The sequence below is a fragment of the Candidatus Cloacimonadota bacterium genome, assembly GCA_021734245.1.
Classification (GTDB): Bacteria; Cloacimonadota; Cloacimonadia; order Cloacimonadales; family TCS61; genus B137-G9.
In genome coordinates this window covers 1-25,992 of record JAIPJH010000041.1, presented here as the reverse complement: position 1 = coordinate 25,992, position 25,992 = coordinate 1, and the positions used below count along the sequence as shown (strand labels likewise).

Here is a 25,992-nt window from a genome sequence, read left to right as displayed (position 1 = left end):
TCAGTGGATATAGACCACAGTTCTATTTCCGAACAACCGACGTAACCGGAACCTTGACCCTTCCCGAAGGCGTGGAGATGGTAATGCCAGGCGATAAAGTATCGATCAAGGCAGAACTGATTACCCCGATCGCAATGGAGAAAGGTCTTCGTTATGCAATCCGCGAAGGTGGAAGAACTATCGGTGCCGGCGTTGTTGGCGATATCCAAGAATAAGCCGGAGGAAATAGTGAAAAAAGGTGATAATATAATTAGAATTAAACTGAAAGCCTACGACTTTCGTTTACTTGATAAATCTGTTGCAGAGATCGTGAAGAATACAAAAAATACTGGCGCAAAAATAGTTGGACCGATCCCACTGCCCACAGATAGATCAGTTTACACTGTTATCAAATCTCCCCATGTGAACAAGAAATCTCAAGAACAGTTTGAAATGAAAGTCCATAAACGTCTTATCGACATCGTTAACCCTACTCCGCAAACAACAGGTGCTCTCAAAAAACTTAGTTTGCCTGCTGGAGTGCATGTAGAGATCAAGGCGTAAAGGAGCTTGAAATGATAGGATTAATTGGAAAGAAGCTCGGAATGACTCAGGTTTTTAGCGAAAATGGTGAAATAGTTCCAGTAACAGTTATTCAGGCAGGCCCTTGTCGAGTTATTCATCGTAAAACCAAAGAAATGCACGGATATGATTCAGTGCAGCTTGGCTACGAAGAAGTTGACGAGAAAAAACTGAAAAAACCACAAACTGGACATTTTAAGAAACATAATAGTCCATATTATAAGTATTTGAGAGAATTCCGTTTAAAAATGTACAAAGATATTGAAGAAGGCGAAGTTTTTGATGTTAGTATGTTCGTAGAAAATGAGATCCTCGAAATCAGCGGAACCTCCAAAGGTAAAGGATTTCAAGGTGTAATAAAACGACATAATTTTCATGGCTTCAAGGCAACTCATGGTGTACACGAATCTTATCGTGGACCAGGAGCTATCGGACAATGTGCTACACCATCCCGCGTATTCAAAGGTAAAAAATTACCGGGACACACAGGTATGGAAAAAGTTTCTGTGCTGAACTGCAAAGTTATCAAAGTAGATTTGGAAAAGAATCTTGTGATGGTAAAAGGTGCAGTTCCCGGTCACAGAAATGGAATCGTTCGATTAAGAAAAGAACTGTAATTTGGGAGAAATAAATGTTAAAAGTAAATAAATTTTCTATGCAGGGCGAAGAAGTAGGAAAGATCACTCTTCCCAAATCTTTGTTTGCTGCAGAATCAAAAAATCCCTCCGCAGTGCTTTATGAAGTTGTGAACATGTATCTGGGAAACCAGCGTCAAGGAACATCAGAAGTTCAAACTAGAGCTGAAGCACACGGAAGTGGGAAAAAGCTGTTCCGTCAGAAAGGAACAGGAAATGCCCGTCCTGGTAATCTGCGTACACCTTTGCGTGTGGGTGGTGGACGTGCTTTTGGACCCAAAACAAAAGATTGGTATAAACCAATTCCTAAAAAGAAGAAAAATCTTGCTTTAAAACTTGCTCTTACCAAGAAAGCAGAAGCCAAGCAGGTTGTTGTTGTTGAATCACTCGATTTTGAAAAAGCTAATACTAAAATGGCCAAAAATCTTCTTGATAAAATCACTCCGGAAAAAAGTAAAAAATTATTACTGATCGAGAACAGTGATAGAAATATCATAAACTCCTTCAACAACATTCCTTTTGTAAATATGGATAGAGCCGATTGCGCATATGCTTATGAAGTACTTAATTGTAGCTGCCTGGTAATCACAGAAAAAGCTCTGAAAAAATTGGAGGAGGTATTTGCCTAATGAAACAGCCAAGAGAAATAGTAATTTCCCCGATCATCACGGAAAAATCATCCTCAATTCAAAATGCTAATAACAGCTACACTTTCAAAGTAAGCATCAATGCCAATAAAATTGAAATCCGTTATGCCATTGAAAGAATCTTTAACGTTCATGTACTGGATGTAAATACAATTCGTCAACGTGGTAAAGTTAAAAGAATGGGCAGGTACAGCGGAAAAAGAGCAGATTGGAAAAAAGCTATCGTTAAATTGAGAGAAGGTGATTCCATAGCTGAATTTGAAGCTTAGGATAAGGAGTACAAATGGGAATCAAGAAATATAAACCTAAAACACCAACGATGCGATTTAAAACTGGTTTCACTTTCGATGAAATCACTACGGATAAACCAGAAAAATCGTTGCTCAAGAAACGTCATCAAAAAGCTGGTAGAAACAACCATGGACGTATTACTTGCCGTCATCGTGGTGGTGGACACAAAAGACATTACCGTGTAATTGATTTTAAAAGAAATAAATATGATATTCCTGCCAGAGTGGCAACGATTGAATACGATCCAAACAGAAGTGCAAGAATCGCTCTTCTTTATTATAAAGATGGAGAAAAAAGATATATTTTGGCACCTATCGGTTTGAAAGTAGATGATGTCGTTAATTCCGGTCCCAAAGCAGAAATCAGAGTTGGAAATGCACTTCCCTTGAACAACATTCCACTGGGAACTGTAATTCATAACATTGAATTCAAGCAAGGACGCGGCGGTCAGATAGCTCGTAGTGCCGGAACATATGCACAACTTGTGGCAAAAGAAGGAAATTACGTTCATGTACGTATGCCTTCTGGTGATGTACATGTTCTTAGAAAAGAATGCTATGCTACGATTGGCCAGGTTGGAAACACCGAACATAGTTCTCTGGTAATTGGAAAAGCCGGTAGAAAGCGTTGGATGGGAATTCGTCCAACAGTTCGTGGTGTTGTGATGAACCCGGTTGATCATCCAATGGGTGGTGGTGAAGCCAAAACATCTGGCGGTGGCCATCCCGTATCTCCTTGGGGCGTATTGGCAAAAGGCGGAAAAACCCGTAAAACCCGTAAATATTCTGACAAGTATATCATCAAATCTAAAAAGAGGTAAGGAATAACTATGGCTCGATCAATTAAAAAAGGACCTTTTGTAGATGCACATCTGGAAAAGAAAGTTGATGCTTTAAATGAAGCTGGCAAAAAACAGGTTATCAAAACCTGGTCCAGAAGATCTACAATTTTACCAAAATTCGTTGAACACACATTTGCTGTTCATAACGGTCGCAAATTTGTACCCGTTTATATAACCGAAAATATGGTAGGTCATAAGTTGGGAGAATTTTCTCCTACCAGAACATTCCGTGGTCACAAAATCAAATAGTGACCTGTAGTATTGAGAATTAATAGATAAATTAGAAAAGGGAGCTAAAGTAATGGAAGCAGTAGCAAGAGTTCGGAACCTGAGAGGCTCGGCCCGTAAGGCAAGATTAGTACTTGACCTGATCCGCGGCAAATCGGTACCCGAAGCCCAGAAAATATTGCTTTTCTCGAAGAAAAGAGTAGCATCCGATGTTGCAAAACTCCTTGATTCTGCAATAGCAAACGCTACAATGAAAGAAGGCAAGACCAATATCGATGAAATGTACGTTGGCAAAGTTTTTGCCGATGACGGTCCTATCATGAGAAGGCATCGTCCTCGTGCGCAAGGTAGAGCCACAATCATCAGAAAAAGAACTTGCCATATAACACTGGAAATTTTGGACAAAAAACAGGAGGAAACCCTTGGGACAGAAAGTTAATCCGATTGGTTATAGACTTGGTGTAAACAAGAATTGTGATTCCACCTGGTTCGCCACAAAAGAAGATTACATTGAAAATCTTCATGAAGACCTCAAGATCAAGAAATATATCAAAAACAGATTGGAAAGCGCAATGATCTCAAAGGTTTTGATCCAAAGAAAAACGAAATCTGTAACAGTTGATATCCATACTGCCCGACCGGGACAGGTTATCGGCCGTAAAGGTTCAGAGATTGAAAAGATCAGAAACGAGCTGACAGTTCTTATCAATAAAGGTAAAAATAATGACGCAAACGTTTTTGTGAATGTTCAGGAAATCAAAGATCCCTGGTGTGATGCCAAATTAGTAGGAATGGAAATTGGTTCTCAATTATTGCGTAGAACTTCTTTCCGTAGAGCGATGAAATTTGCCATCCGCAACGCACTTAGAGGTGGAGCTCAGGGAATCAAGGTTCAATGTGCAGGTCGTTTGGGCGGAGCAGAAATGGCTCGTACCGAACGTTATCAGGAAGGTAGAACTCCTCTGCACACATTAAGAGCAGATATTGATTATGCTCTTACTGAAGTGAATACAACCTACGGCATAATTGGAATTAAAGTTTGGATATACAAAGGCGATATCCTGAACTAGGAGAGATCAATGTTAGCACCAAAGAAAGTTAAATATAGAAAAATGCAGAAAGGCCGCCGACGCGGTCTGGCTTATCGTGGCAGTACAATCAATTTTGGCGACTATGCTTTAGTAGCATTGGAAGCTGGTTGGATCACAAGCCGTCAGATAGAAGCTGCTCGTGTAGCAATAACTCGTCAAATGAAAAGAACAGGTAAACTTTGGATTCGAGTATTTCCGGATAAACCAATTACAGCTAAACCGGCAGAAACTCGTATGGGTAAAGGAAAAGGAGCTCCGGAATACTGGGTTGCAGTAGTAAAACCAGGCCGTATCCTTTTTGAATATGAAGGTGTAGAAATTGAATCAGCTAAAATAGCTGCTAATCTCGCTGGTCATAAATTACCATTCAAAACTAAATTAGTAATGAGAGAAGGGGTTGAATAATGAAAATGAAAGATCTTAGAGAGCTTACTGTTGATGAGCTCAATCAGAAAGAACTGGATTTGAGAGAAGAACTTTTCAACCTTCGCTTTCAGCAATCTACAAATCGCCTGGAAAATCCCATGAAAATTCGTCAGGTGAAAAGAGATATTGCCAGAGTTAAAACCTTGTTAACCGAGTTGGAAAGAGGTAACGATGCCAAATAGAAAAATAACCAAAACAGGTGTTGTTGTCAGCGATAAAATGGATAAAACGATCGTTGTTCGAGTGGAACGACAGTACAAACATCCACTCTACAAAAAGATCGTACGACGACACAACAAATTTAAAGCACATGATGAGAATAATGAATGTAAGATGGGTGATGTGGTGCTTATCAGCGAACATAAACCGATCAGTAAACACAAGAAATGGATTCTCACCAAAATAATCGAAAGAAGTAAATAAGGAGTCTGAAATGATACAAGCTCAGACAAATTTAACAGTTGCAGATAACTCTGGTGCCAAAAAAGCACAATGTATCAAGGTGCTTGGTGGTTCCGGAAGAAGATATGCCAGTCTGGGAGACATAATTGTTGTCACCGTGAAAACAGCAGTTCCAAACAGCAAGATCAAACAAGGTTCTGTAGAAAGAGCTGTGATCGTGCGTACTCACAAAGAAGTGAAAAGACCAGACGGAACATATATTCGTTTCCAGGATAACGCAGCAGTTATCATTGATGAAAAATTGGAACCGAAATCAACTCGTATCTTTGGACCCGTAGCCCGTGAATTAAGAGAACATGGTTTTATGAAGATCATCTCTCTTGCACCGGAAGTTCTTTAGGAGTCGTTATGCTGAAAAAGATAAAAAAGAAAGTAGGAAACAAGATGAGGATAAAAAAGGGTGACACGGTCGTTGTTCTTTCTGGCCAATATAGAGGCGTGAAAGGTAAAGTTCTGAAAGCTTTTCCCAGCACCGATAAGGTGATCGTGGAAAAAGTGAATTTTATCAAGAAACATACTCGTCCAACTCAACAAAATCCTCAAGGCGGTATCATCGAGCGTGAAGGACCGATCCACGTTTCCAATGTAAAACTTTATAACGAAAAGATCGGCGATGTAACTAACGCCGTATTCAAGACAGTTGGTCAGAACAGGGTTCGTTCCTGCAAAAAAACTGGCGATGAAATTTAGAGGAGAGGGGAATGAATAGATTAAACGAAAAATACAAAAAAGATGTAGTTCCCGCATTGATGAAGCATTTTACTTACGACAATATTCATCGTGCTCCCAAACTGGTAAAAGTATCAGTTAATATGGGAGTTGGGGTTGCTACAGAAAACAAAGCGATCCTGGATAATGCAGTAAAAGAGCTTACAATGATCACCGGTCGTAAACCGATCATTACAAAAGCAAAAAAATCGATATCAAACTTCAAATTGAGAGAAGGAATGCCTATTGGATGTAAAGTTACATTACGTGGCGAAACCATGTATGAATTTCTCGATCGCCTTATCAACATTGTAATTCCAAGAGTAAGAGATTTTCGTGGTGTTCCAGCTAAATCATTTGATGGACGTGGAAATTACACATTAGGTTTGAAAGAACAAACTGTATTTCCAGAAATAGACTATGATAAGATCGATGCCATTCGTGGAATGGATATTTCGATCGTGACAACCGCCAAGACAGATGAAGAGGGCAGAGAACTTCTTCGCTTCTTGGGCATGCCATTTAAAAAGAATTAAATAAGGAGTCAATTTGGCTAAGAAAGCATGGATTGAAAAGCAAAAAAGAACTCCCAAATTTTCTACGAGAAAATATTCTCGCTGCAAAATCTGCGGACGTTCCAGAGCTTACATGAGGGACTTTGGTATGTGCCGTATTTGTTTTAGAAAATTAGCTGGTGAAGGCCAAATTCCCGGTGTTAAAAAAGCTAGCTGGTAATACCGGCCGGATAGAAGAAACCGGAGATAAAAGGAGAAGAAATGAGTTTGACAGATCCGATCGCTGATGCTATTACTAAAATTAGGAACGCATATCGGGCCGATCACAAAACTGTTACTGTGAATCACAGTAAAGTAAACGAAGCTATCATTAAGATCCTGGCAGAAGAAAGATTCATCAATAGCTACGAAATCGTAGAAAGAGATACTGCCAAGAAGATCTATAGAAAGCAAATATTTTTAAATTTACGTTACACCAATGATGGTGAACCTGTTTTGAAAGGAATTGATAGAGTTAGTAAACCTGGTCTCAGAGTTTACGTTAACTCCAAAAACATTCCTTCCGTATATAATAATACAGGTTGTGCTATTCTTTCGACCAACAAAGGTGTAATGGTAGACAGAGATGCTCGCCTGCAGAAAATTGGCGGAGAATATCTCTGTAAGGTTTGGTAAAGGGAGGATATGAAATGTCTAGAGTAGGAAAAACTCCTGTTAAATTACCAGAAGGTGTTAAATCTAATTTAAAAGGAAATACAGTTGTTATTACCGGTAAGAAAGGTGAATTGGATTATACTTTGCAACCGGGAATAAAAGTTGAAGAAAAAGATGGTGAATTGATCGTTTCTCGTGAAGATGATTCCAGGCCGCAAAAAGCTTTGCATGGTCTTACGCGTGCTCTCATCAACAATATGGTTATCGGTGTTACCGAAGGTTTTGAAAAAGAACTTCAAATTATCGGTACCGGTTATTCTGCTGAAAGAATTGGTCCCTGGCTGAAGCTTTCTGTTGGTTTTGCCCACGATATTTTGATGGAAGTTCCAGAAAATCTGGATGTAGAAGCTAAGTTAATTCCCCGTCGTGAACAAGGTGCTCTCGGTGTGCAGGCAGCTATCAAGGTAAGTGGTATCGACAAAGAAGATGTTGGTAAATTTGCTGCAGAAATCAAACGCTGTCGTCCTCCGCTAAATTATGCAACTGGTAAAGGTATCCGCTACAAAGGTGAATATGTTCGCATTAAGCCTGGTAAAGCTGGTGCTACAGCATAGGGAAAGGAGACATTATGGATAAAACTAGTGCAACTTATAAAAGAACGTTGGCTCGTACGAAAAGAAGAAAAGCGATCAGAAAGAAGATTTTCGGTACACCCGAAAAACCAAGACTGGCAGTATTCAGAAGTTTGAATCACATTCGTGCTCAAATTATCGATGATACTAACGGAACTACGATGCTTGCTTTTTCCTCTTTTTCCAAAGTAGCCAAAATTGATAAATCGAAGAAGAAAACCGAACAAAGTTTCGAAGTCGGCAAGAAACTGGGCGAAATGGCAATTGCTAAAGGCATCAAAGAAGTATGTTTTGATAGAGGTGGTTATCTTTATCATGGCCGTGTAAAAGCTTTGGCAGATGGCGCACGTAAAGCCGGTTTGAAATTTTAGGAGGAACTTTTGGAAAATAAGAGAAGAAATAAAAGAAACAACGAACCACTTTTTGAAGTAGAAAAAATCGTTGCAACAAACCGTGTAGCCAAAGTGGTGAAAGGTGGTAGAAATTTCAGTTTTAATGCTACAGTAGTGGTTGGCGATAAGAATGGTAAAGTTGGTGTAGGAATTGGAAAAGCGAACGAAATCGTTGATGCTATCCGCAAAGCCAAAGAAAGAGCTGGTTTGAATTTGTTAAAAGTTCCTATTGTGAATGGAACTATTCCGCATGAAATTATTGGCCGTTATGGTGCCAGCAAGATCATGCTTCGTCCTGCTTCTCCTGGTACTGGAGTTATTGCTGGTGGACCAGCCCGTGCCATTTTGGAAGCGGCTGGAATACAAGATATTCTTACCAAATCTCAAGGATCAAACACTCCTGCAAACGTAGTGAAAGCAACTATGATCGGCTTGAAGCAGTTACGTACTATTTCGCAAGTTGCCAAATTACGCGGAAAAACTGTGGAAGAACTTACAGGAAAGAAAATTGAAGGTAAGAAAGCGGAGGAGGAAAAGTAAATGAGACTCAAGGTTACTCAAATCCGCAGCATAATTAATAGAAAAGAAGGTCAAAAAAGAACTATTGCAGCTTTGGGACTTGGTAAAATAGGCCGTTCCAGAATGCATGATGATAATCCCGTGATTCGCGGCATGATTCACAATGTGATTCATCTTGTAAAGGTAGAAGAAGTAGATGAACCCGTAAAGAAATCTACTCCTAAGAAAAAAGCAGCAAAACCTGCTGCCAAGAAAAAAGCGGAAAAACCCGCAAAGAAAACTTCAGCTAAGAAAGAAATTACTTCCAAGAAAACTGTAAAAAAAGCTGATGATTCTTCTAAGGATACCGTGGCAAAAAAAGATGAATCAAAAGGAAAAGACACCAAGAAGAAAACAACAAAGAAAAAAACGGTAGAAAAGAAAACAGCCAAAACAGAAAAAAAGGCTGAACCTAAAAAAGAAAAGAAAGAAACCGTCGAAAAGAAAAAGCCTGCAGCTAAAAAAACAACAACTAAAAAGAAAGCAACAACAACAAAGAAAACTACAGCAAAAAAAGAAACAACAAAGAAAACTGTAAAGAAAGACTCAGATAAAAAATCTGAAGACAAGTAGCAGGATAAGGAGAAACAATGGAACTTCATAACATTGAACGTCCTAATGTGAAGAAAAATAAGAAGCGCTTGGGCAAAGGGCATGGTTCAGGTACGGGCAAAACAGCCGGTCGTGGACACAAAGGTCAAAAGTCTCGCTCCGGTGGAAGCATTCCAGCCTGGTTTGAAGGTGGTCAGATGCCCCTGCAGCGTCGTCTTCCTAAAAGAGGATTCAAAAATATCTTCAAAAAGCAGTTCAGACTTGTAAATCTGGAAACACTGCAGAAAATTGATGAAGCAGAATTTGATATTGAAAAATTAGAAAATCTGAATCTCATTAGAAAAGCAAAAGCCGGTGAAGTTGCTCCTGTTAAAATTCTGGCCAATGGCGGTGAAGAATTTGATAAGAAGATAGTTGTCAGGGCTAATGCTTTTTCTGAGAAAGCCAAAGAATTGATCGAGAAATCAGGTGGAACGGCGGAGGTAATCTAAAGTGTTAAAAAGCATATCCAATATATTCAAGATTCCCGATCTGAAAAAGAAAGTACTGTTCACTGCATTGATTTTGGTGATTTATCGTCTGGGAAGTTTTATTCCTATTCCTGGTATAAACGCATCTGCATTGAGAGAATTTCTGGGATCTGCCAGCAAATCCGGTGGTAACCTGTTTGGAATGTTCGACCTGTTTGTAGGTGGAAATCTGGGAAGAGCTTCCGTTTTTGCTCTTGGAATTATGCCTTATATCACTACCTCAATTGTAATTCAGCTTTTAGGCGGGGTAATTCCCTTCTTCGAAAGATTGAAGAAAGAAGGAGCCGAAGGTCAGAAGAAAATAGCTCAATACACCAGATATGGAACAGTATTTATCGCAGCTTTCAACGCTATCGGAATCAGTGTATTCCTGCAATCCGGCGTAGAAGGCGCAGTTCCGCATCCCGGTCCGCTTTTTCTGTTTACCAGTGTAATCACTATGGTTACCGGCGTTATGTTTATCATGTGGCTTGGTGAGCAGATTACAGAAAAAGGAATCGGTAATGGAATTTCTCTTATCATTTTCGCAGGTATTATTGCTCGCTACCCAAAGGGTTTTATGCAAATGTTCGAAATGGTGAGAGCCGGAGCTATGGATATTTTCCTGGCAGTTGCTGTTCTTGTAGTAATGGTATTAGTAACAGCTTCGGTTGTGCTGGTTACAGAAGGTCAGCGTAAAATACCAGTGCAATATGCTAAGAGAATCGTGGGTAGAAAAGTTTATGGCGGTCAGAGCACTCATATTCCACTAAAAGTGAATACAGCTGGTGTAATTCCCATCATTTTCGCGCAAGCTATCCTGATGTTTCCTCGCACAATCGCAACTTTCTTCAAAGATAGTGATTTTATGAATTCAATCGTGCAGGTTCTTTCACCAGGAGCTTGGCTTTATACAGTATTGTATGTTACACTCATCGTATTCTTTGCATATTTTTATACCGCAATGGTGATGAATCCGATCGAAATGGCAGAGAATATGAAAAAGTACGGTGGTTTTATTCCCGGTCGTAAACCAGGAAAAAGAACTTCCGATTACATCAACAGCGTTCTGGTTCGCATCACGCTGCCAGGTGCTTTGTTCTTTGCATTTGTAGCTGTTCTTCCAGAATTTATGAGTAAGTGGGCAAATCTGCCTTTCTATTTTGGTGGAACCGGACTTATCATTATCGTTGGTGTTGCCTTAGATACTCTGCAACAGATCGAATCTCATCTTGTAATGAGACATTACGAAGGATTCATGAAGAAAGGTAAACTGCGCGGACGTCGCGGTTAATGTTCATTAATTATTATATAGAGTGAAAATAGAAGAATGATCACGATCAAGAATCAGCAGGAAATACAAAAAATGCGGGAATCAAACCGCATCGTGGCATTACTTCTTCATAAGTTGGAAAGTATCATCAAACCAGGTGTAAATACTTTTGAGCTGGATCGTTTCGCCGAAGATCTTATCAGATCGGAAGGTGGAATTCCAGCATTCAAAGGATATCAAGTTCCTGGCTTGGATCCGTTTCCTTCTACTTTGTGTACATCAGTAAATTCCTGCATTGTGCATGGTATTGCTTCCAAAGAAGATATTTTGCAGGAAGGTGATATTATCGGTATCGATGTTGGTGTTCTAAAATCTGGATTTTATGGAGATGCTGCTCGAACCTACAAAGTTGGAACAATTTCCCAAAAAGCAGAAAAACTGATGGATATAACAAAAGAAGCTCTGCAGAGAGGAATCGCTGCAGCGCGAGAAGGAAATAGAGTCGGTGATATTTCTTATGCAATTGGATCGTTTGTGATGAAAAACGGCTATTTTGTAGCTGACAGTCTTACCGGTCATGGAATCGGAAGCAGACTGCACGAAGATCCTGCCGTTCCCAATTTTGGTGCTGCCGGAAAAGGTCCGCGCCTGAAAAGTGGAATGACAATTGCAATAGAACCAATGGTTAATATCGGAACCAACCGTGTTATCGAAAAAGGTTGGGAATTTTTTGTGGAAGATAACTCATTGTCGGCGCATTTTGAGCATACGATCCTGATAGGGAAAAATGAGCCGGAAATCTTAACTCTGTACAGGAGATGATCTATGGTGGCAAAAGAAGGTGTGATCGAAGTAGAAGGTGTGGTAACTGAAGCGTTACCGAACACCACATTTAGAGTGGAATTAGAAAACGGACACGAGATTCTGGCGCATAGTTCCGGCAAAATGAGAATGCACTACATCCGGATATTGCCAGGTGATAAAGTTAAAGTTGAATTATCTCCCTACGATTTAAACAGAGGGAGAATAATTTACCGTTATAAATGATTTTATAAATTAGGAGATGATGATGAAAGTTCAAGCATCTGTAAAAAAGATCTGCAAAGATTGCAGAATAATCAAGCGAAATGGTGTTATCAGGGTTATCTGCCCTGCAAACCCCAAACATAAGCAGCGTCAAGGTTAAATAAAAGGAGGGCTGAGCTTGGCACATATAGCAGGAGTCGAATTACCTAGGGACAAAAGAGTTCTTATCGGACTTACCTATATCTATGGGATTGGAAGGACAACTTCCCGCGAAATCCTTAGTAAAGTTAACATTGATGAAAATAAAAAAGTGAAAGATCTTTCTCTGGAAGAAGAAAAACTTATCCGAGAACTCATCCAAAACGATTATATCGTGGAAGGTGAACTCAGAACTCAGACAGCAATGGATATCAAACGTTTAATGGAGATCGATTGCTATCGTGGTCAGCGTCATAAGAAAAACATGCCGGTAAGAGGACAAAGAACTCATACCAATGCTAAAACAAGACGTGGACGCAGAAAAGGTTCTGGTGCAGGAAAGAGGAAATAGGAGACTATAATGGCAAAAAAAGCAAAAACAAGAGCAAAAAAGAAGCGAGTAAGACTTTCGTTCAACGAAGGTGTTGCCAGCATTCATTCCAGCTTCAATAACACCATAGTTTCTCTTTCCGATAAAGCCGGAAACGTTCTTACATGGTCTTCTGGCGGTAAGATCGGTTACAAGGGATCCAAGAAGAGTACCCCATTTGCAGCACAGTTAGCTGCCGAAGAAGTTGCAAAAGCAGCTTTGGATATGGGAATAAATAAAGTTCAAGTAGTTGTGAAAGGACCCGGTGGCGGCCGTGAATCTGCTATCAGGTCTTTAGATGCAAACGGTTTGCAGATCACTATGATCACAGATACAACTCCGATTCCACACAACGGCTGCAGACCCAGAAAAACTAGAAGAGTATAAAGGTGTAGATATGGCTAGATATACTGGACCATCATGTAAATTATGTAGAAGAGAAGGCACTAAACTTTTTATCAAAGGCGCACGCTGCAACAGCGATAAATGTGCTTTTGAACGTCGTGCCTATATTCCTGGCGATCATGGAAGTGGAAAGAGATTCCGTAAACGTTTGAGTGATTATGGAATTCACCTTAGAGAAAAGCAGAAAGTTCGTCGAATTTATGGAATACTGGAAAAACAATTCCGAAAATATTTTAAAATGGCTGCAAAAAAAACAGGCGTTACAGGTACAAACCTGTTACAGATCCTGGAATGCAGACTTGATAATGTAATATATAGAATGGGATTTGCACCTTCCCGCAAATCTGCCCGTCAGATCATTCGACATGGTCATATTCAGGTAGATGGACGCAAGGTGAATATTCCTTCTTTCCTGGTAAGACCGGAAAATGAAATTACAATAAAAGAAAAAAGCAGAACAATGCCGCTTGTACAAGAAGCGATCGAAGCTTCTACTGAAGTTGATTCCGTAGAATGGTTCGAAGTAAATAAAGACAATTTCATAGGTAAGATCTTAAATATTCCGACACGAGAACAGATCCAGTTGGATGTTGATGAACGTTTGATTGTTGAGTATTATTCCAAGTAATAGGGAGGAAGTTTATGAAGTTCATAGAACCTTTACAATTACCCGAGAAAGTTCAGGTAGATGAAGCGAGCTACAGTCCTACCTTTGGAAAATTTGAGATTGGTCCACTGGAACAGGGATTTGCAACTACAATAGGAAATACTTTGCGCCGTGTTCTGTTGTCTTCTATTCAGGGTGCAGCAGTACGTTTTGTAAAGATCGAAGGGTTACATCATGAATTTGCTCCAATTCCAGGCTCTACTTCCGATTATATCGATCTGATCCTGAAACTGAAAAAACTGGTTATCAAATGCGATTCCATCAACGAAGAAAAACTGGTTTTGGAACATAAGGGAAAAGGCATGATCACAGCAGCAGAAATTAAAGAAACTGGTGATGTGAAAATAATCAATAAAGAACTCGAGCTTTTGGAAATGACCCAAGATGAAGATTTCCGCATGGAATTGTGGGTTGGAATCGGTCGCGGCTATCATCCTGCCGAAAAGCATGATACAGAAGAAATGACTTTGCAGGGAATCGTTCCTGTAGACAGCATTTATTCTCCGATCAATAAAGTTAATTTCATGGTAGAAAATCAGCGTGTTGGCGAAAAGATCGATTATGATAAATTGATCATGGAAGTAAGCACAGACGGTAGTGTAGACCCGAAAGATGCCTTGTATCTTTCAGCAAAGATCCTGCGAGATCTGTATGACAGAGTTGTACTTTTCGAAACAGAACCGGAATACATCGAAGAAGTAGAGATGGATCCTGAACTGGAAAGAATGGACAAGATTCTGGATACAGCTGTAAACGAACTGGAATTATCTGTTCGCTGCAGCAACTGTCTGGCAGCAGCCAAGATCGATACAATCGGTGAATTAGTTTCCAAAAGCGAAAATGAAATGTTGAAATATCGTAACTTTGGAAAGAAATCTCTGGAAGAGATCACATCTCTTTTGGATGATTATGATCTTTCCCTCGGTATGAATGTTGATACGATCCGGAAAAAGATCGAAGATGCAAAAAACAGAGTAACTATCAAGAAATAAGGATTTGAATTATGAGACATAGAGTAAGTGGTAGAAAATTTGGTTTGGAAAAAGATCATCGTGAAGCCATGATGAGAAACCTGGTGATCTCACTGGTTGAATACGGAAGTATTAATACAACATTGGCGAGAGCCAAAGAAGTTCGTGGTCTGGCAGAAAGAATGATCACTCATGCCAAAAAAGATACTATTCATTATCGTCGTCAGGTTTACAAAGTTCTCAAAAATCGTGACCTGGTAAAAAAAGTATTTGATGAGATCGCTCCTAAAATGGCTGAACGAGAAGGCGGATATACACGCGTTCTGAAAAATGGTTATCGCAAGGGTGACATGGCTCCAATGGCCATCATCGAATTCGTTGGTAATGAATTGGAAACCAAAGAAACTAAAGAAAAAAAGAAAAAATAATCAGGAATTTAAGCGCTTAAATTCTGTATAAAATTGCAGCCACCGATCTAACGATCGGCGGCTGTTTTTTTATAGCAAAATTTTCCCAGGCTCGACTCGAAAATGAAGTGAAAGGAGTCGAGAATGGAATGTCTAAAAGTCATAAGGCTTTATTTCTCCCTTTTTTTTCCTGACAATTTATTATAAAGCCAGGCGAAAATAATACCTCCGATAAGTCCATCGAAAAAACCCCAGATCAAGCCGAAGATACTGCCCAGAAAAGTAAAATTATAACCGCGGTAAACTCTTCCCAGAAAGGTTGAAGCAGTCATCGAGCCGTCCCACAGAATTATCCACCAGGTAATGATCATCAGACCTAACCCCCAAATTAATCCACAGGTAAGTCCAAATGCTTTAACGTTCAATTTCATTTTGCACCTCCTTCTAAAACCAAATAAAACGGAGGGTTAAGCGGAATGCAAGGTTTTTTTCTGTCACTCTGAAAAATTCCCCTCTGGAGAGGGGTGGCGGCCAAGCTGACGGGGTGTGTAAAAACGTTGCTCTTAAGGCTTCGAGAAACTACGCCGGTACAGGTATGAAGGATCACGAAACGGAGTTTCGTTGGAAATTGCATTCCCAAACTGGAGTTTTGGAACGAGAAGACTTTTTGTATCTCGATCACTCCTGATCGAGAAGTTAAGCTGCCAGAATTCTCACGAGATCCTTCCGTCTTCGCAAAGCTTCGCCGGACACAGTCGAGTGCAAAGCTAAAAGTGACCTCCGGAAGACGACATCATTTTCCGTCATCCTGAGGAATTCATTCAAAGGAGATTGACGAAGGATAGACAAATCAATATTTCGTCGTTTGCCAAGAAGAGTTCCTCAATATGATGGTTTTTTTCAGAGTGAATCAATTTTTTGATTTTAAGCGACACATTCACTTGCAGATTCATCCAGCATAGTTGTTTAAATCCTCTCCAGTATCTTCTCCAGATATCGTGATCTCATCTGTTTGGAAGCAAGGATTTGTTTGGCGGGTGGAAGTTTGAAGATAACTCCAAACAGGGCAGCTAAAGCGCGATGACTGAGCAGGATGTGATTATCAAAAATCAGGTTTTGCAATTTTCCGCGTTCGATTGCCATCAACACAACTCGATGAGCACTGTTCAAAGGAGTGATCACGCGTTTATCTCTTTGTATCAATTTAATAGCCGAAGTGGGGCAGGCACGAACACAAAGACCGCAACCCAGACAGATATCGTCATTAAGTTTGGCTATTTTTCTGTTTAAACTTTTGGGATCGTTGGCAGAAATTAGAGTCATTGCTTCCACAGGACAAATGTTCACACATTTTCCGCAGCCGGTACATTTTTCTGTATCAATTTCTGGAAGATAATTTGTAGTATGAATTGGATTGAGAGCCGAAAATCTGCGTTGTGCTATCATAGCTTCGCAGCAGCAACCGCAGCAGTTGCAGATGAAGTTTACTCTCTTACGAACATTTTCCCCAAACTGAACAAGATTATTGTCGTAAGCTGCCTGCAAAAGATCCATTCCTTCTTTCTTATCTACAGATCTGGCAAATCCATGTTTGATGAGAGATTCTGCAGAGCTGTTAAAAGTCATACAAATATCCAGCGGAGCAGCGCAGGCTTTATCCAGATGCTGCATTTTATGACGACAATAACATATTCCCACACCCATGTGACTTGCCGTCTGAATTACTTCGGAAGCACGTTCATAATCCAGAACGTGAAGCGATTCATCATCCGGAAGTGCTGGTTCGTTCACAAAGGTTCTGCCCAGCTGAGTTTCGCCATTTGTAAAAAGCTCTTTGATGAAATCCTCTTCCACATTCATGTATTGATAAAACAGTTCTGCCAGCATTTTCTGATCGATATCTTTGCGGTAACGCATCATGGAAAACTCAAAAAATCCTGCCATGGGCGGAGGGAGTGTATAAACAGATTCTCCATCTTTCTGCACATCTACCAGGATGGCTTTGCCGGCAAGTTGATCTAAATATTTTTGAGCAGAAACAACATCCATTTTCCAGATTTTCGCAGCTTTTTTTACGGTGAAAGGTTTAATGGGCAATGTAGAAACAAGTTCAGCTTCCTTTTCGTTAAAAATGATCTTGAGGATCTTAAATAAAAGATCGGAAACTGGAGCTCCCTGTGGAAAACGATTTAACCTTTCAGATAAACGGGAATAACTGCCTTTTAAGGTTCGATGTGCCATAAATTTTTCCTATTTAATTTTTTTTTACATTATTCAATCTTTTGTTCATTTTGTTCGTTGCTAAATATAAAATAATCTTTTGCCCACGTAAAATCACAACCAGCATTTTCGGCAGTTTCTTGATCCGATTTCCGATCACCAACAAAGAGTGTTTCTAACGGCTCTATCTGCCAGTATTTCATTATTTTATTGAGCATTCCTGGATTTGGTTTGCGGCAGGCTGGATTTTCTTCCGGTTTGGGAATGCACATTTGAATAACTTCATCGATTGGTTCAAAACCGAAAGCTGCTGTAAATGTGTCTTTCAATAATTGGAAAGCCATTTCTGCAGAATAATAACCAACTCCTACACCACCTTGATTACTGGCAATTCCGTAAGCGGTTTTGCCTTCCTGGGGAGAGCCCCAATTAATGTCTGCCAGTTTTTCTTTAACGTTGTTGTGCAATTTCCATTCACCTGGCCTATTTGGGCATGGTTGACCGGGAACAGTACAAAATCTCAAAGTGTCATCTGCATCAAAAATAATAAGTTTATATCTTTTTTTATTCATGAAGAAGATAGATATTTTAATTTTCTTTATGTCAATCAGAAAAAAAAAAATCACACGCATACCCCGAAAAATTTGAAAGGTATAAACCTAATTTATTGTAATAAATGAAATTGTTGCTATTTTAACCGTCCAAAACCTTATCCAGTAAAGCCCACGAATTTTTAAGCTGTGAAATCAATTCAATTTCACAGGGTCATTCGTGGGAATCTTGATACCAGAAATATATCGGACAACGGTTCCAACCGTTTGCAAAATAATAAACCATTGAGATGGTTACTATAAAAGGTTTTGTTTGCTTTTCCCATGAATAAATTCATGGGCTTGAAAAAAATGAAATTATTGTTTTTTTTGTTGATTACTGCAAAATAAATATATTTCGGGTGTGCGTGGAAAAAAAATCAAAGGTTTACTTCGTATAAAAAAATGGACAAAATTCCGTAACCTGATAATTTCACATAAAAGTAACTGTGTGATTCGGCTTCGAGTAAAACTTTGCCGGAATTTTCGAGGAGGGAAACAATGATAAACATGACTTTGGATCAAATTCTGGATTTTTTTGAAAATGAAAATTCTGAAAAATTGCGGTCTAACCTGAATCAGATGCGACCTGAAGATATTGCTTCTGTTATCAATCATTTACCTGCCGATTATCAAATCCCGGCATTTTCTCTACTGGAAACTGAAATTGCTTCTGAAGTTTTACCTGATCTGCACGATGAAATTCTTGATGAAATTTTGGAAAGCATAAAGCAAAACCGCCTAATAGAGATCATGGATGAAATGGATTCCGATGAAGCTACAGATCTTGCTGCGGAGCTTGATGAAGATCAACTGAAGGAAGTTCTGGAAAAAATTGATAAAGAAGATTCTGATGAGATCCGAGAGCTTCTGGTTTATGATGAGGATTCTGCCGGTGGTTTGATGCAGAAAGAGATCATCTCTGTGTTGCTGAACATGAAGCGGGATGAGATGATCGAATACATTCGAGAAAATCATGAAGATGTTGAGAATTTTCACTATCTTTTTGTTACAGATGAAGATGAAAAATTAAAAGGTATTCTGGAAGTTACCAGGCTTCTTTTGGCAAAGAAAAATGATAGAGCACAAGATATAATGGAAAAGGATATTATATCCGTTCCCGTCAATATGGATCAGGAGCAGGTTGCTCACATGTTTCGTAAATATGATATCTATATTTTACCTGTTGTAGATGCAAATGATGTTCTTCTGGGCCGTATTACAGTAGATGATATCATCGATGTTATCGATGAGGAAGCTTCGGAAGATGCCTACAAAATGGTGGGCTTGGAAAGCGAGGATAGAGTTTTCACCAAACCGATCAACTCAGTAAAAAAACGCCTTCCCTGGCTCACTTTGAATTTATTTACAGCTCTTCTGGTTTCCAGTGTGGTGGGAATTTTTGAAGAGACAATTGCTAATCTCTCGATTCTGGCTGTATTAATGCCGATCGTAGCAGGTTTGGGTGGGAATTCTGGAACGCAAACTCTTACGGTAATCGTGCGCGGAATTGCTTTGGGTGAACTTACCATGAGAAATGCTGGAAAAGCTATCTTCAAAGAGGTTTCAGTGGGTTTGATCAATGGTGTCTTGATAGGTTCGGCAGCGATGCTGATAGCTTATTTTTTGAAAGGAAATATTATGTTGGGCGCTGTGTTGGGAATTGCCATGGTTTGCAATATGTTCATTGCAGGTCTTGTCGGCTCGCTTATTCCGGTGATCTTGAAATCACTCAAAGTTGATCCGGCACTTTCTTCCAGCATTATCATCACAATGCTTACCGATATAGGTGGTTTTGCTTCATTTTTGGGATTGGCTTCTATTTTTCTGTAGAAAAATATCTTTAATCGAAAGAATTCCTCGCTGCTCTGCATCGGGGTTTTCCAAATTTTCTCCCCCGTTTGAGGGGAGATCCGGCAGTAGCCGGAGAGGGGTAAATAATGAAAATTCGATTTTCAGCTTGCTGAAATAAATTTAGCGAAATACACCTTGGCTCTGCCACGGTGATAGTCAAATTTAAGAATTTTCTTTAATCAAATTTTTTAAAAACGTATTGTACAAGAATATTTTATTCTTGGGAATTTAGCTGGAAAACCTTATAAAGTTCTTTTGAGATTCTGGTCGGTTTACCGTTCTTTACAAATGCTCCTTTCACCACAGCACTGCTGCAAATTTCTTCAGCTTCATTGTAGATTTCCTGAATCCAGGTAGATTGAAGTCGATTCGATTTCTCAATATGAGATCGAATTGTAACTTTGCTTTCCAAGGGCAATCCTTTAATAAATTCCAATTCAATATTTGTAAGATAAATGTGATATCCAATTTCTGCCAGCTCCCTTATAGGAATTTGCATTTGCTCCAGTGCATCTGCTCTTGCTTCTTCGTAGATGTGCAGATAATTTGCATTGTTCAAATGTCCGTAAACATCACATTCATAACCAAATATTTTGCGTTTATACTCCAATTTTCTAGGCATTATTCCTCGCTATTTATCAATGTCGATCAGTTCATAATTTCTGTTGCCCATTCCCAGCTCAGCAGAATATTCGATTTGTCTTTTGCCGTTCACCTTCACTTCTTTCAGGAATGTATTATCGCAGTTATGAGCCTTATCTACCAGATCGTGGCTGGCTTGTTCCACAGCAACAATATCGTTGGAAGCAACAATTCCAATATCATCCATAAAGGGTTTTTGGGGCCAACCGGCGCAATCGCAAGCTGGCGTGATATTTGCCAGAACATTTATATAAACCATGTTGTAATTATCGGTAATTCCTTTGGCATATTCACACAAACGTTCCATAAATACACTGCGATCTGTACTGCTCCAGGGAACGCCAAAACAACGCTGAGGGCAAATTCCGATACAGGTTCCGCAACCGATACATTTGTCAGCATCTATTACCAGCGGATCAATTGTGATTGCATTTCCCGGGCATTCAGGAACACAGAGATTACAACTGATACATTTGCTGGGAGAATAAGTCGGAATAGAAGAAGCATGCATTGCCATTTTACCGGAAATTGCAGCTAAACCCATCGCAACATTTTTTATAGCTCCGCCAAAACCTGCCATTCCGTGACCTTTGAAGTGAGAATAGATAAGGAAAGAACCATAATTATCCATGTGACTTCCCACTTTGATCTGCTGGTAATGAGATGTATTTACCGGAATTACTTTTTCGCCTTCTGAATCCAGGATATCGATCGGTGCAAAATCAAATCCATGCTTTTTGGCCAGTTTGATATGGCTTTCCGTATAACGACGCTTTCCCACGTAAAGTACATTGGTTTCAACTAAAGTTGCATCGAGCTGTTTTGCCAGGCCTTTTACCATTTCAGGGTTCAGAAAAGTTTTGTTTCCATCTTCTCCAAAATGAACTTTAATCGCTACTTTTCCATTTACATTTTCATTTATGTATTGGAAAATATTTTCTACACCAGCAGCCGAAATATCTTTGGTAAAATATACTTTTGCAGGTTCAGTTTGTTTGGAATTCTGCGCTGATAGAAAAAGACAAAACATTAAAATGAGCAGAATAATTGCTTTCCAACTAAATAATCTCATAATATTTTCTCCTTATAATTTTATCAAACTTCTGATCTAAAGTTGGCTGTCAAGCAGATTTCTCTTGCCAGCATAAATATCGTTTGGAATGTTTGGAATTATATAGAACATAAAAGATGGGAGGATTTATGAAGAAGATCATTGTGTTTTTGATAATCGCGTGTCTGGCAGTTTCTGTTTTTGCTCAACAGGTAGAACAGCAAACAGGCGGACGTAAGAAAATGAAGAAAGATTGGGAAAAAGAGTACTATAGTATGGAAAAGAAGTATAATTCCACCTATAATGCTTACAAAGTTTTAATGGATGAAGTGGAAAAAATCCGACAGGAAAACAAAGATCTGAAAGCTAAAAAAATGAAATATGACAAACTGGAATCTGAGAACAACTCATTGAAAAGTGAAAACGCCAAGCTGCGTTCCGAAAATTCCAGTTTGAAAAATGAAAATTCAAAGTTAAAAACTGAAAATGCCCAATTGAAAATTGATATCGAGAAATACAAGAAAGGCGGTCAGCAGAAAGAACTTAAAAGAATTAAATAACATTTTGGGAGCTGAAAAGCTCCCTTTTTTATATATGAAATATACGCAGAAAAAATTCACTTCATTCAACTTCCAAAAACAACAAAAAATAATAAATGAGTTCATCAAAGAAATTCATAATAAATGGGATGATAAAGAAAAACAAAATCTGGTCAAAGAATTTGAAAAATGTTTGAACTGGTTGGGAGTTCCGATCTCGATCGATCTGAAAAAAGCTACGATCAGGCAATTCCTGGAATTCGCTGTTCCTTTGGAACGTAGATTGGGTCAGGAACTAACGGATCCGGAGATATTAAAAAAAGATGGCTTAAGAGAACAAAAGCAGAAACAACCGCTTTATTTAATTTTGGATAATCTGCGATCTTCTTTCAATGTGGGCTCTATCTTCAGAACAGCAGAATGTTTTGGAGTGAAACAAATTTTAGTGTGCGGATACACTGCAACTCCCAATAATGAAAAAGTACAGAAAACAGCAATGGGAACTACAGAATTTGTCGATTGGCAGCATTTCGAAAAAACAGAGAAAGCGATTCAATTTTTAAGAGAAAAAAATATCACGATTTTTGCCTTGGAAACAACTGTAAATGCAAAATATATTGGCAAGATTAATTTTACGAAACCGGCAGCTTTACTGCTGGGAAATGAAGCATTAGGAATCTCGGAAGAAACTTTAGAGTTAGCAGATGAAACTGTCTCGATTCCTCTTTCCGGTTGGAAAAACTCATTGAATGTTGGCGTAACAGCAGCAATTGCCTGTTACGAAGCTATCAGGCAGTGGGATGAGTAATTTTTAGGAAGTGTAATCTAAAAACCGCTGATAGACACTGATAAAACAAAAAACTTTCTCATTCTAACGAGTCTTGCACGTTGTTCTTACGGCTTCGAAAAACTACGCCGGCACAGTTTGGAAGAATCTCTTTTAACCGCAGATAAACACGGATTGTTTGTTGGACTTCACGTCTCGTGGAGTCTAAGTGTTTATTCTTTTCGTCTCGAAAATTATGATTAAGATTGATCGAAGTCGATCAGTAAAAAATTTAAGCTCAATCGAGACGATTTCACCAATTTTGTTTTTTTTTGAATTAACCATTCGAGGTCTCATTTTATTCGACCATTGAGAAGGTTAATCATTTTCCGTCAGCTTCTCTCAGCACTTCTATTATTAGCTGTCGGAAAAGTATAATAAAAATCTCTTATCGAATGTTATTTAGGGATTTTTCAGAACTTTCCGAAACCAATAAAGAAGAGTTTGCGAGAGAAGGTTTCGGAAAGGATGTTAACTGTCGTAAATATTTCATAATAAATAAGATAACCTTATCTGTTTTTTTTCTGAAAATCGTTTGACACATCGAATCTATAAATCTTGTTTTGTTACTGTTAATAAAGGTAAGTGAATAGACCATGTTTTAAGAAATTATTTAAAACAAAAAGGAAGAGAGAGTTTCGATAAGCAAGGTTAGTGCCAAAGCAAAATCTCCACAACCCTCTTCCCGAGAACATAAACTAATTATCATCATGCTGATGTCAAATAGTAAGTAGATTTAATGAATATGCTTACTGGTAAATTTGTGGTCTCTCTTCCTTCGTTTTGATTTGAAGGAGGGCAGAATGAGAGATTATTCCTGTAAGAATAAGTTTGAGTGATTTCATTTCGATTCGTGCTTTATTTAGAATTTGAGAATAAAAAAACAAAAAACTTATGGAGGAAAAGATGAAAAAGATCATATTAGCAATTATATATTTTATTATGAGTTATTCACTTATTGCAACCATTAGAACAGTTTGGCCGGGTGGTACTTACTCTACTATCCAGGCCGCCGTCAATGCAGCTTTAGACGATGATACAATCCTTGTATATGATGGTGTTTATGAAGAATACATTGAAATACCAAATGGGAAAACTGATTTGATTTTTGAATCTGTTAATGGACCAGATGATTGTATTATTTCTGCACCATATTTTTGGGGCAGCTGTTTAAATGCTCAAAGTCATGTTGAAAGATTTGAAGGATTTACAGTAACAGGTGCTTCTTGGGGTGATGCTGCTGTAGTTTTTCATGATGGTGTGAATACCATAACTAATTGTATTTTTGAAGATAATGATTTATCAAATGGAAATATTCTTGAGTCATGGAATTGTGATGATCATGTGAAGGAAATATCATATTGTATATTCCGAAATAATTCAGCGCAATATGCAATTTATTTAAATGAGGATTATTCATTGAATTCTAATCCTGAAGCTTATGGAAATTATAAGAATAATCTATATGATGATGGGATATTTTATATTATGAATGCAAGCTCAAATTATCATGGTAACTTCGAAAATAATACATTTGTTGATTCTCCATATGGTCTTTACTTATATCTTGCTGCTGATGCTTCTATCAAAAATTGTATTTTTTCATCTGCTGGTATTACTATTGGACCTTATGGCTCAGATGTTACAATATCATATAGTTGCTTTACTCATTCTGGCTATCAAAACACTCCTTACTTCACATGGGGTTCTGGAAATTTAGTTAACACTGACCCCAAATTCTGCCCTGAAGAGCCATACGAGTATTACCTTCTGGAAGGCAGTCCCTGCATCGATGCTGGTGATCCTAATACAACAGGGGGAGATGTACGTATTGATATAGGATGTTTTGAATCAAGCACTGATATTAAATACTGTAAAGGAGAGCACTGGAACTGGTTGTCTTTCCCACGACTTGAAAGAGAGGATGATGAAGATGTTAATGTACCTCCTATACTTGAAGAATTCCTGAATTGGCCTTTTATTGATCTCAACTTACTTTTTTATTCTACGGAACAAAATCCAGTACTCGAATATGATCAAGGTAGCTGGGATCCAACATCTTATAATGTCAAGTCCAGTTACGGTTATAAATTATATACTGCAGAAGAAGGTTATCACTATCTTCCATTAGAGGGATATCGATTAGGAGTAGTTGCAAATAATCCTTTAGACTATAATTTAGTAGCTGGCGTTAATACAGAAAACTGGATGGGTTACTGGTTGCCGGAATCGCAAAATATAGTTGATGCATTTGGAGATGATTTCTGGACATATGTAGAAGAAGTTTGGGCAGAAGACTGGTACTATAACAAAAACAGTAACAATCGTGGTTTCGGACAGGCAGAACCAGTTTCTGAGTCTGTGGAAGGTAAAACGCTGGAATACGGTAAAGGATATATAGTTCGATTTGAACGAACAACCCAGATCAACAATTTCTATTGGACATCTTCTGGAACTGCAGAAGAACCGGAATCAAGAGGTGAATCGGAAAATTTTGCATTTTCAGAAGCTGCTGAATACGAAGTAATAGATGTTGTTGATATTCCGGAAGAAGTAATGGAAATTGGAGTATTTCAGGATGATGTTTGCGTTGGGGCAGTTGTAGTTGATGATGAATGTGAACAGATCCTGGTTTATCCTGATGGCGTAAGCCGGGAACCGATTCCCTATAACTTCGAGATTGTAACTAACGTTAGAAGTTTAAATATTCCTGTAAAAAGTTATCAAGTTTTGAATCCAGAAACGGGAGAATTTGAAGAAGGTTCAGTTATTTCCGGTCAACAGAATAATTCTGTGGTTATGTTTGGAAATATTGAAGAAGAACAAAATGAAACGCCTAACTTAGAAAGTATACAACTGAAGGGGAATTATCCCAATCCATTTAACCCAACTACTGAGATTTATTTTTCATTACCTTTAGATCAACATATTGACCTGATAATATACAACACAAAGGGACAGATCGTGCGTAAACTGGCTCAAGGTAATTTCACAACTGGAGAACACTCGGTATCCTGGGATGGAAAAGATGTTAATGGTAAGAATGTAGGTTCAGGTATATATTTGTACAAACTCTTAATAAATAAACAGGAAATTTCGAAGAAAATGTTATTGCTGAAATAGTATCAAATGACCATATGTGTTTTTAAAGAACTGCTTTACAAGCAGTTGCGTTAATGGATTTTTTTAGGCATTGTCCAAGAACAGACTTGCCGGCATGGCTCCGGAGGTTTTCAGCCGGAGCCGTTGCC

Annotated in this window: 40 protein-coding genes; 35 read left to right on the top strand and 5 right to left on the bottom strand. The window is 38.7% G+C overall.

What is annotated here, in order from left to right:
• From tuf to rplQ, 31 genes are all read left to right on the top strand, one after another.
• Positions 1-215 (top strand): elongation factor Tu (gene tuf / locus K9N40_07780; GenBank protein MCF7814362.1); only part of this gene is annotated, 215 nt, incomplete at its 5' end.
• Positions 154-543, top strand: coding sequence for a 30S ribosomal protein S10 (rpsJ, locus tag K9N40_07775; GenBank protein ID MCF7814361.1), 390 nt, complete (start codon positions 154-156; stop codon positions 541-543). The genes tuf and rpsJ, both read left to right, overlap by 62 nt.
• An 11-nt stretch (positions 544-554) precedes the next feature.
• A complete protein-coding gene (gene rplC, locus K9N40_07770) occupies positions 555-1,178 on the top strand; it encodes a 50S ribosomal protein L3 (GenBank protein MCF7814360.1) in 624 nt (207 codons plus the stop codon).
• A gap of 14 nt (positions 1,179-1,192) precedes the next feature.
• On the top strand, positions 1,193-1,825 hold the full coding sequence (gene rplD, locus K9N40_07765; protein ID MCF7814359.1) for a 50S ribosomal protein L4: 633 nt from the start codon (positions 1,193-1,195) through the stop codon (positions 1,823-1,825).
• Positions 1,825-2,112, top strand: a complete 288-nt coding sequence (locus K9N40_07760; GenBank protein ID MCF7814358.1) for a 50S ribosomal protein L23 — start codon at positions 1,825-1,827, stop codon at positions 2,110-2,112. Before rplD ends, K9N40_07760 begins: the two co-directional genes overlap by 1 nt.
• A gap of 14 nt (positions 2,113-2,126) precedes the next feature.
• Positions 2,127-2,954 (top strand): 50S ribosomal protein L2, encoded by an 828-nt coding sequence (gene rplB / locus K9N40_07755; GenBank protein ID MCF7814357.1) that lies wholly within the window; start codon positions 2,127-2,129, stop codon positions 2,952-2,954.
• Positions 2,955-2,963: 9 nt separating this feature from the next.
• Complete coding sequence (rpsS, locus tag K9N40_07750) at positions 2,964-3,224, top strand: 30S ribosomal protein S19 (protein ID MCF7814356.1); 261 nt, start codon at positions 2,964-2,966, stop codon at positions 3,222-3,224.
• Between the two features lie 52 nt (positions 3,225-3,276).
• Entirely contained in the window at positions 3,277-3,642 is a 366-nt protein-coding gene (gene rplV, locus K9N40_07745) for a 50S ribosomal protein L22 (protein MCF7814355.1), read from the top strand.
• Positions 3,626-4,273: a 30S ribosomal protein S3 gene (rpsC, locus tag K9N40_07740; protein MCF7814354.1), complete on the top strand. Its 648-nt coding sequence runs from the start codon at positions 3,626-3,628 to the stop codon at positions 4,271-4,273. The genes rplV and rpsC overlap by 17 nt, the downstream gene beginning before the upstream one ends.
• Before the next feature lie 9 nt (positions 4,274-4,282).
• Positions 4,283-4,699 carry a 50S ribosomal protein L16 gene (gene rplP, locus K9N40_07735; GenBank protein MCF7814353.1) on the top strand — a complete coding sequence of 139 codons (417 nt, stop codon included), beginning with the start codon at positions 4,283-4,285 and terminating at the stop codon, positions 4,697-4,699.
• Positions 4,699-4,902 (top strand): 50S ribosomal protein L29, encoded by a 204-nt coding sequence (gene rpmC, locus K9N40_07730; GenBank protein MCF7814352.1) that lies wholly within the window; start codon positions 4,699-4,701, stop codon positions 4,900-4,902. Before rplP ends, rpmC begins: the two co-directional genes overlap by 1 nt.
• The gene (gene rpsQ / locus K9N40_07725) at positions 4,892-5,143 is read left to right on the top strand and encodes a 30S ribosomal protein S17 (GenBank protein MCF7814351.1); all 252 of its coding nucleotides are present in this window, start codon (positions 4,892-4,894) and stop codon (positions 5,141-5,143) included. The genes rpmC and rpsQ overlap by 11 nt, the downstream gene beginning before the upstream one ends.
• A 10-nt stretch (positions 5,144-5,153) precedes the next feature.
• Positions 5,154-5,522 carry a 50S ribosomal protein L14 gene (gene rplN, locus K9N40_07720; GenBank protein MCF7814350.1) on the top strand — a complete coding sequence of 123 codons (369 nt, stop codon included), beginning with the start codon at positions 5,154-5,156 and terminating at the stop codon, positions 5,520-5,522.
• A gap of 44 nt (positions 5,523-5,566) precedes the next feature.
• A complete protein-coding gene (rplX, locus tag K9N40_07715; protein ID MCF7814349.1) occupies positions 5,567-5,872 on the top strand; it encodes a 50S ribosomal protein L24 in 306 nt (101 codons plus the stop codon).
• An 11-nt stretch (positions 5,873-5,883) separates the two neighbouring features.
• A complete protein-coding gene (rplE, locus tag K9N40_07710; protein MCF7814348.1) occupies positions 5,884-6,426 on the top strand; it encodes a 50S ribosomal protein L5 in 543 nt (180 codons plus the stop codon).
• A 13-nt stretch (positions 6,427-6,439) separates the two neighbouring features.
• Positions 6,440-6,625 (top strand): type Z 30S ribosomal protein S14, encoded by a 186-nt coding sequence (locus K9N40_07705; protein ID MCF7814347.1) that lies wholly within the window; start codon positions 6,440-6,442, stop codon positions 6,623-6,625.
• Positions 6,626-6,666: 41 nt separating this feature from the next.
• A complete protein-coding gene (gene rpsH, locus K9N40_07700; protein ID MCF7814346.1) occupies positions 6,667-7,080 on the top strand; it encodes a 30S ribosomal protein S8 in 414 nt (137 codons plus the stop codon).
• 14 nt (positions 7,081-7,094) lie between these two features.
• On the top strand, positions 7,095-7,673 hold the full coding sequence (gene rplF / locus K9N40_07695; protein ID MCF7814345.1) for a 50S ribosomal protein L6: 579 nt from the start codon (positions 7,095-7,097) through the stop codon (positions 7,671-7,673).
• Positions 7,674-7,687: 14 nt separating this feature from the next.
• Positions 7,688-8,062 (top strand): 50S ribosomal protein L18, encoded by a 375-nt coding sequence (rplR, locus tag K9N40_07690; protein ID MCF7814344.1) that lies wholly within the window; start codon positions 7,688-7,690, stop codon positions 8,060-8,062.
• Between the two features lie 9 nt (positions 8,063-8,071).
• Positions 8,072-8,623, top strand: coding sequence for a 30S ribosomal protein S5 (rpsE, locus tag K9N40_07685; GenBank protein ID MCF7814343.1), 552 nt, complete (start codon positions 8,072-8,074; stop codon positions 8,621-8,623).
• Entirely contained in the window at positions 8,624-9,214 is a 591-nt protein-coding gene (rpmD, locus tag K9N40_07680) for a 50S ribosomal protein L30 (GenBank protein ID MCF7814342.1), read from the top strand.
• A gap of 17 nt (positions 9,215-9,231) precedes the next feature.
• A complete protein-coding gene (gene rplO / locus K9N40_07675) occupies positions 9,232-9,684 on the top strand; it encodes a 50S ribosomal protein L15 (GenBank protein ID MCF7814341.1) in 453 nt (150 codons plus the stop codon).
• 1 nt (position 9,685) lies between these two features.
• Entirely contained in the window at positions 9,686-10,996 is a 1,311-nt protein-coding gene (gene secY, locus K9N40_07670; GenBank protein MCF7814340.1) for a preprotein translocase subunit SecY, read from the top strand.
• 36 nt (positions 10,997-11,032) lie between these two features.
• Complete coding sequence (map, locus tag K9N40_07665) at positions 11,033-11,797, top strand: type I methionyl aminopeptidase (protein ID MCF7814339.1); 765 nt, start codon at positions 11,033-11,035, stop codon at positions 11,795-11,797.
• A gap of 3 nt (positions 11,798-11,800) precedes the next feature.
• Entirely contained in the window at positions 11,801-12,022 is a 222-nt protein-coding gene (infA, locus tag K9N40_07660; GenBank protein MCF7814338.1) for a translation initiation factor IF-1, read from the top strand.
• Positions 12,023-12,044: 22 nt separating this feature from the next.
• Positions 12,045-12,161: a 50S ribosomal protein L36 gene (gene rpmJ, locus K9N40_07655; GenBank protein ID MCF7814337.1), complete on the top strand. Its 117-nt coding sequence runs from the start codon at positions 12,045-12,047 to the stop codon at positions 12,159-12,161.
• An 18-nt stretch (positions 12,162-12,179) separates the two neighbouring features.
• The gene (gene rpsM / locus K9N40_07650) at positions 12,180-12,551 is read left to right on the top strand and encodes a 30S ribosomal protein S13 (protein ID MCF7814336.1); all 372 of its coding nucleotides are present in this window, start codon (positions 12,180-12,182) and stop codon (positions 12,549-12,551) included.
• A gap of 9 nt (positions 12,552-12,560) precedes the next feature.
• Positions 12,561-12,956, top strand: a complete 396-nt coding sequence (gene rpsK / locus K9N40_07645) for a 30S ribosomal protein S11 (protein ID MCF7814335.1) — start codon at positions 12,561-12,563, stop codon at positions 12,954-12,956.
• A gap of 10 nt (positions 12,957-12,966) precedes the next feature.
• Entirely contained in the window at positions 12,967-13,602 is a 636-nt protein-coding gene (gene rpsD, locus K9N40_07640) for a 30S ribosomal protein S4 (protein ID MCF7814334.1), read from the top strand.
• Between the two features lie 14 nt (positions 13,603-13,616).
• Positions 13,617-14,633, top strand: coding sequence for a DNA-directed RNA polymerase subunit alpha (locus K9N40_07635; protein ID MCF7814333.1), 1,017 nt, complete (start codon positions 13,617-13,619; stop codon positions 14,631-14,633).
• 11 nt (positions 14,634-14,644) lie between these two features.
• Positions 14,645-15,040 (top strand): 50S ribosomal protein L17, encoded by a 396-nt coding sequence (rplQ, locus tag K9N40_07630; protein MCF7814332.1) that lies wholly within the window; start codon positions 14,645-14,647, stop codon positions 15,038-15,040.
• 149 nt (positions 15,041-15,189) lie between these two features.
• Here the strand turns inward: rplQ and K9N40_07625 are convergent, their stop codons facing one another.
• The 3 genes from K9N40_07625 to K9N40_07615 form a co-directional block, all read right to left on the bottom strand.
• Positions 15,190-15,450 carry a bacteriophage holin gene (locus K9N40_07625; protein ID MCF7814331.1) on the bottom strand — a complete coding sequence of 87 codons (261 nt, stop codon included), beginning with the start codon at positions 15,448-15,450 and terminating at the stop codon, positions 15,190-15,192.
• Between the two features lie 535 nt (positions 15,451-15,985).
• Positions 15,986-17,260, bottom strand: coding sequence for a 4Fe-4S binding protein (locus tag K9N40_07620; GenBank protein MCF7814330.1), 1,275 nt, complete (start codon positions 17,258-17,260; stop codon positions 15,986-15,988).
• 29 nt (positions 17,261-17,289) lie between these two features.
• On the bottom strand, positions 17,290-17,811 hold the full coding sequence (locus K9N40_07615) for an HAD-IIIA family hydrolase (protein MCF7814329.1): 522 nt from the start codon (positions 17,809-17,811) through the stop codon (positions 17,290-17,292).
• Between the two features lie 519 nt (positions 17,812-18,330).
• Between K9N40_07615 and mgtE the strand changes: the two genes are divergently transcribed.
• A complete protein-coding gene (mgtE, locus tag K9N40_07610) occupies positions 18,331-19,662 on the top strand; it encodes a magnesium transporter (GenBank protein MCF7814328.1) in 1,332 nt (443 codons plus the stop codon).
• 235 nt (positions 19,663-19,897) lie between these two features.
• On the opposite strand, the gene K9N40_07605 is transcribed toward mgtE, so the two are convergent.
• Both K9N40_07605 and K9N40_07600 read right to left on the bottom strand, forming a co-directional pair.
• Entirely contained in the window at positions 19,898-20,305 is a 408-nt protein-coding gene (locus tag K9N40_07605; GenBank protein MCF7814327.1) for an acyl-CoA thioesterase, read from the bottom strand.
• Positions 20,306-20,314: 9 nt separating this feature from the next.
• Positions 20,315-21,397, bottom strand: coding sequence for a DUF362 domain-containing protein (locus K9N40_07600; protein ID MCF7814326.1), 1,083 nt, complete (start codon positions 21,395-21,397; stop codon positions 20,315-20,317).
• Positions 21,398-21,525: 128 nt separating this feature from the next.
• Here K9N40_07600 and K9N40_07595 point away from each other — a divergent pair, with 128 nt between their 5' ends.
• The 3 genes from K9N40_07595 to K9N40_07585 all read left to right on the top strand — a co-directional run bounded on the left by K9N40_07595 (position 21,526) and on the right by K9N40_07585 (position 25,864).
• Positions 21,526-21,936 (top strand): hypothetical protein, encoded by a 411-nt coding sequence (locus tag K9N40_07595; GenBank protein MCF7814325.1) that lies wholly within the window; start codon positions 21,526-21,528, stop codon positions 21,934-21,936.
• A gap of 34 nt (positions 21,937-21,970) precedes the next feature.
• Positions 21,971-22,723: an RNA methyltransferase gene (locus tag K9N40_07590; protein ID MCF7814324.1), complete on the top strand. Its 753-nt coding sequence runs from the start codon at positions 21,971-21,973 to the stop codon at positions 22,721-22,723.
• Positions 22,724-23,647: 924 nt separating this feature from the next.
• Positions 23,648-25,864, top strand: coding sequence for a T9SS type A sorting domain-containing protein (locus tag K9N40_07585; protein ID MCF7814323.1), 2,217 nt, complete (start codon positions 23,648-23,650; stop codon positions 25,862-25,864).
• Positions 25,865-25,992 lie beyond the last annotated feature (128 nt).

Bases quoted from the DNA above. Each gene is read 5' to 3' on its own strand.
- rplE (MCF7814348.1), top strand. From the start codon at position 5,884: ATGAATAGATTAAACGAAAAATACAAAAAAGATGTAGTTCCCGCATTG.
- K9N40_07625 (MCF7814331.1), bottom strand. From the start codon at position 15,450: ATGAAATTGAACGTTAAAGCATTTGGACTTACCTGTGGATTAATTTGG.
- rpsQ (MCF7814351.1), top strand. From the start codon at position 4,892: ATGCCAAATAGAAAAATAACCAAAACAGGTGTTGTTGTCAGCGATAAA.
- K9N40_07600 (MCF7814326.1), bottom strand. From the start codon at position 21,397: ATGAGATTATTTAGTTGGAAAGCAATTATTCTGCTCATTTTAATGTTT.
- K9N40_07760 (MCF7814358.1), top strand. From the start codon at position 1,825: ATGAAACAGCCAAGAGAAATAGTAATTTCCCCGATCATCACGGAAAAA.
- K9N40_07635 (MCF7814333.1), top strand. From the start codon at position 13,617: ATGAAGTTCATAGAACCTTTACAATTACCCGAGAAAGTTCAGGTAGAT.
- K9N40_07585 (MCF7814323.1), top strand. From the start codon at position 23,648: ATGAAAAAGATCATATTAGCAATTATATATTTTATTATGAGTTATTCA.
- infA (MCF7814338.1), top strand. From the start codon at position 11,801: ATGGTGGCAAAAGAAGGTGTGATCGAAGTAGAAGGTGTGGTAACTGAA.
- rpmJ (MCF7814337.1), top strand. From the start codon at position 12,045: ATGAAAGTTCAAGCATCTGTAAAAAAGATCTGCAAAGATTGCAGAATA.
- rpsD (MCF7814334.1), top strand. From the start codon at position 12,967: ATGGCTAGATATACTGGACCATCATGTAAATTATGTAGAAGAGAAGGC.
- map (MCF7814339.1), top strand. From the start codon at position 11,033: ATGATCACGATCAAGAATCAGCAGGAAATACAAAAAATGCGGGAATCA.
- K9N40_07615 (MCF7814329.1), bottom strand. From the start codon at position 17,811: ATGAATAAAAAAAGATATAAACTTATTATTTTTGATGCAGATGACACT.
- rplR (MCF7814344.1), top strand. From the start codon at position 7,688: ATGGATAAAACTAGTGCAACTTATAAAAGAACGTTGGCTCGTACGAAA.
- K9N40_07595 (MCF7814325.1), top strand. From the start codon at position 21,526: ATGAAGAAGATCATTGTGTTTTTGATAATCGCGTGTCTGGCAGTTTCT.
- K9N40_07590 (MCF7814324.1), top strand. From the start codon at position 21,971: ATGAAATATACGCAGAAAAAATTCACTTCATTCAACTTCCAAAAACAA.
- rplQ (MCF7814332.1), top strand. From the start codon at position 14,645: ATGAGACATAGAGTAAGTGGTAGAAAATTTGGTTTGGAAAAAGATCAT.
- rpsJ (MCF7814361.1), top strand. From the start codon at position 154: ATGCAATCCGCGAAGGTGGAAGAACTATCGGTGCCGGCGTTGTTGGCG.
- rplO (MCF7814341.1), top strand. From the start codon at position 9,232: ATGGAACTTCATAACATTGAACGTCCTAATGTGAAGAAAAATAAGAAG.
- K9N40_07620 (MCF7814330.1), bottom strand. From the start codon at position 17,260: ATGGCACATCGAACCTTAAAAGGCAGTTATTCCCGTTTATCTGAAAGG.
- rplB (MCF7814357.1), top strand. From the start codon at position 2,127: ATGGGAATCAAGAAATATAAACCTAAAACACCAACGATGCGATTTAAA.
- K9N40_07605 (MCF7814327.1), bottom strand. From the start codon at position 20,305: ATGCCTAGAAAATTGGAGTATAAACGCAAAATATTTGGTTATGAATGT.
- rpmC (MCF7814352.1), top strand. From the start codon at position 4,699: ATGAAAATGAAAGATCTTAGAGAGCTTACTGTTGATGAGCTCAATCAG.
- rplN (MCF7814350.1), top strand. From the start codon at position 5,154: ATGATACAAGCTCAGACAAATTTAACAGTTGCAGATAACTCTGGTGCC.
- rpsH (MCF7814346.1), top strand. From the start codon at position 6,667: ATGAGTTTGACAGATCCGATCGCTGATGCTATTACTAAAATTAGGAAC.
- rplC (MCF7814360.1), top strand. From the start codon at position 555: ATGATAGGATTAATTGGAAAGAAGCTCGGAATGACTCAGGTTTTTAGC.
- mgtE (MCF7814328.1), top strand. From the start codon at position 18,331: ATGATAAACATGACTTTGGATCAAATTCTGGATTTTTTTGAAAATGAA.
- rplX (MCF7814349.1), top strand. From the start codon at position 5,567: ATGAGGATAAAAAAGGGTGACACGGTCGTTGTTCTTTCTGGCCAATAT.
- rplV (MCF7814355.1), top strand. From the start codon at position 3,277: ATGGAAGCAGTAGCAAGAGTTCGGAACCTGAGAGGCTCGGCCCGTAAG.
- rpsK (MCF7814335.1), top strand. From the start codon at position 12,561: ATGGCAAAAAAAGCAAAAACAAGAGCAAAAAAGAAGCGAGTAAGACTT.
- rplF (MCF7814345.1), top strand. From the start codon at position 7,095: ATGTCTAGAGTAGGAAAAACTCCTGTTAAATTACCAGAAGGTGTTAAA.
- rplD (MCF7814359.1), top strand. From the start codon at position 1,193: ATGTTAAAAGTAAATAAATTTTCTATGCAGGGCGAAGAAGTAGGAAAG.
- rpmD (MCF7814342.1), top strand. From the start codon at position 8,624: ATGAGACTCAAGGTTACTCAAATCCGCAGCATAATTAATAGAAAAGAA.
- rplP (MCF7814353.1), top strand. From the start codon at position 4,283: ATGTTAGCACCAAAGAAAGTTAAATATAGAAAAATGCAGAAAGGCCGC.
- rpsS (MCF7814356.1), top strand. From the start codon at position 2,964: ATGGCTCGATCAATTAAAAAAGGACCTTTTGTAGATGCACATCTGGAA.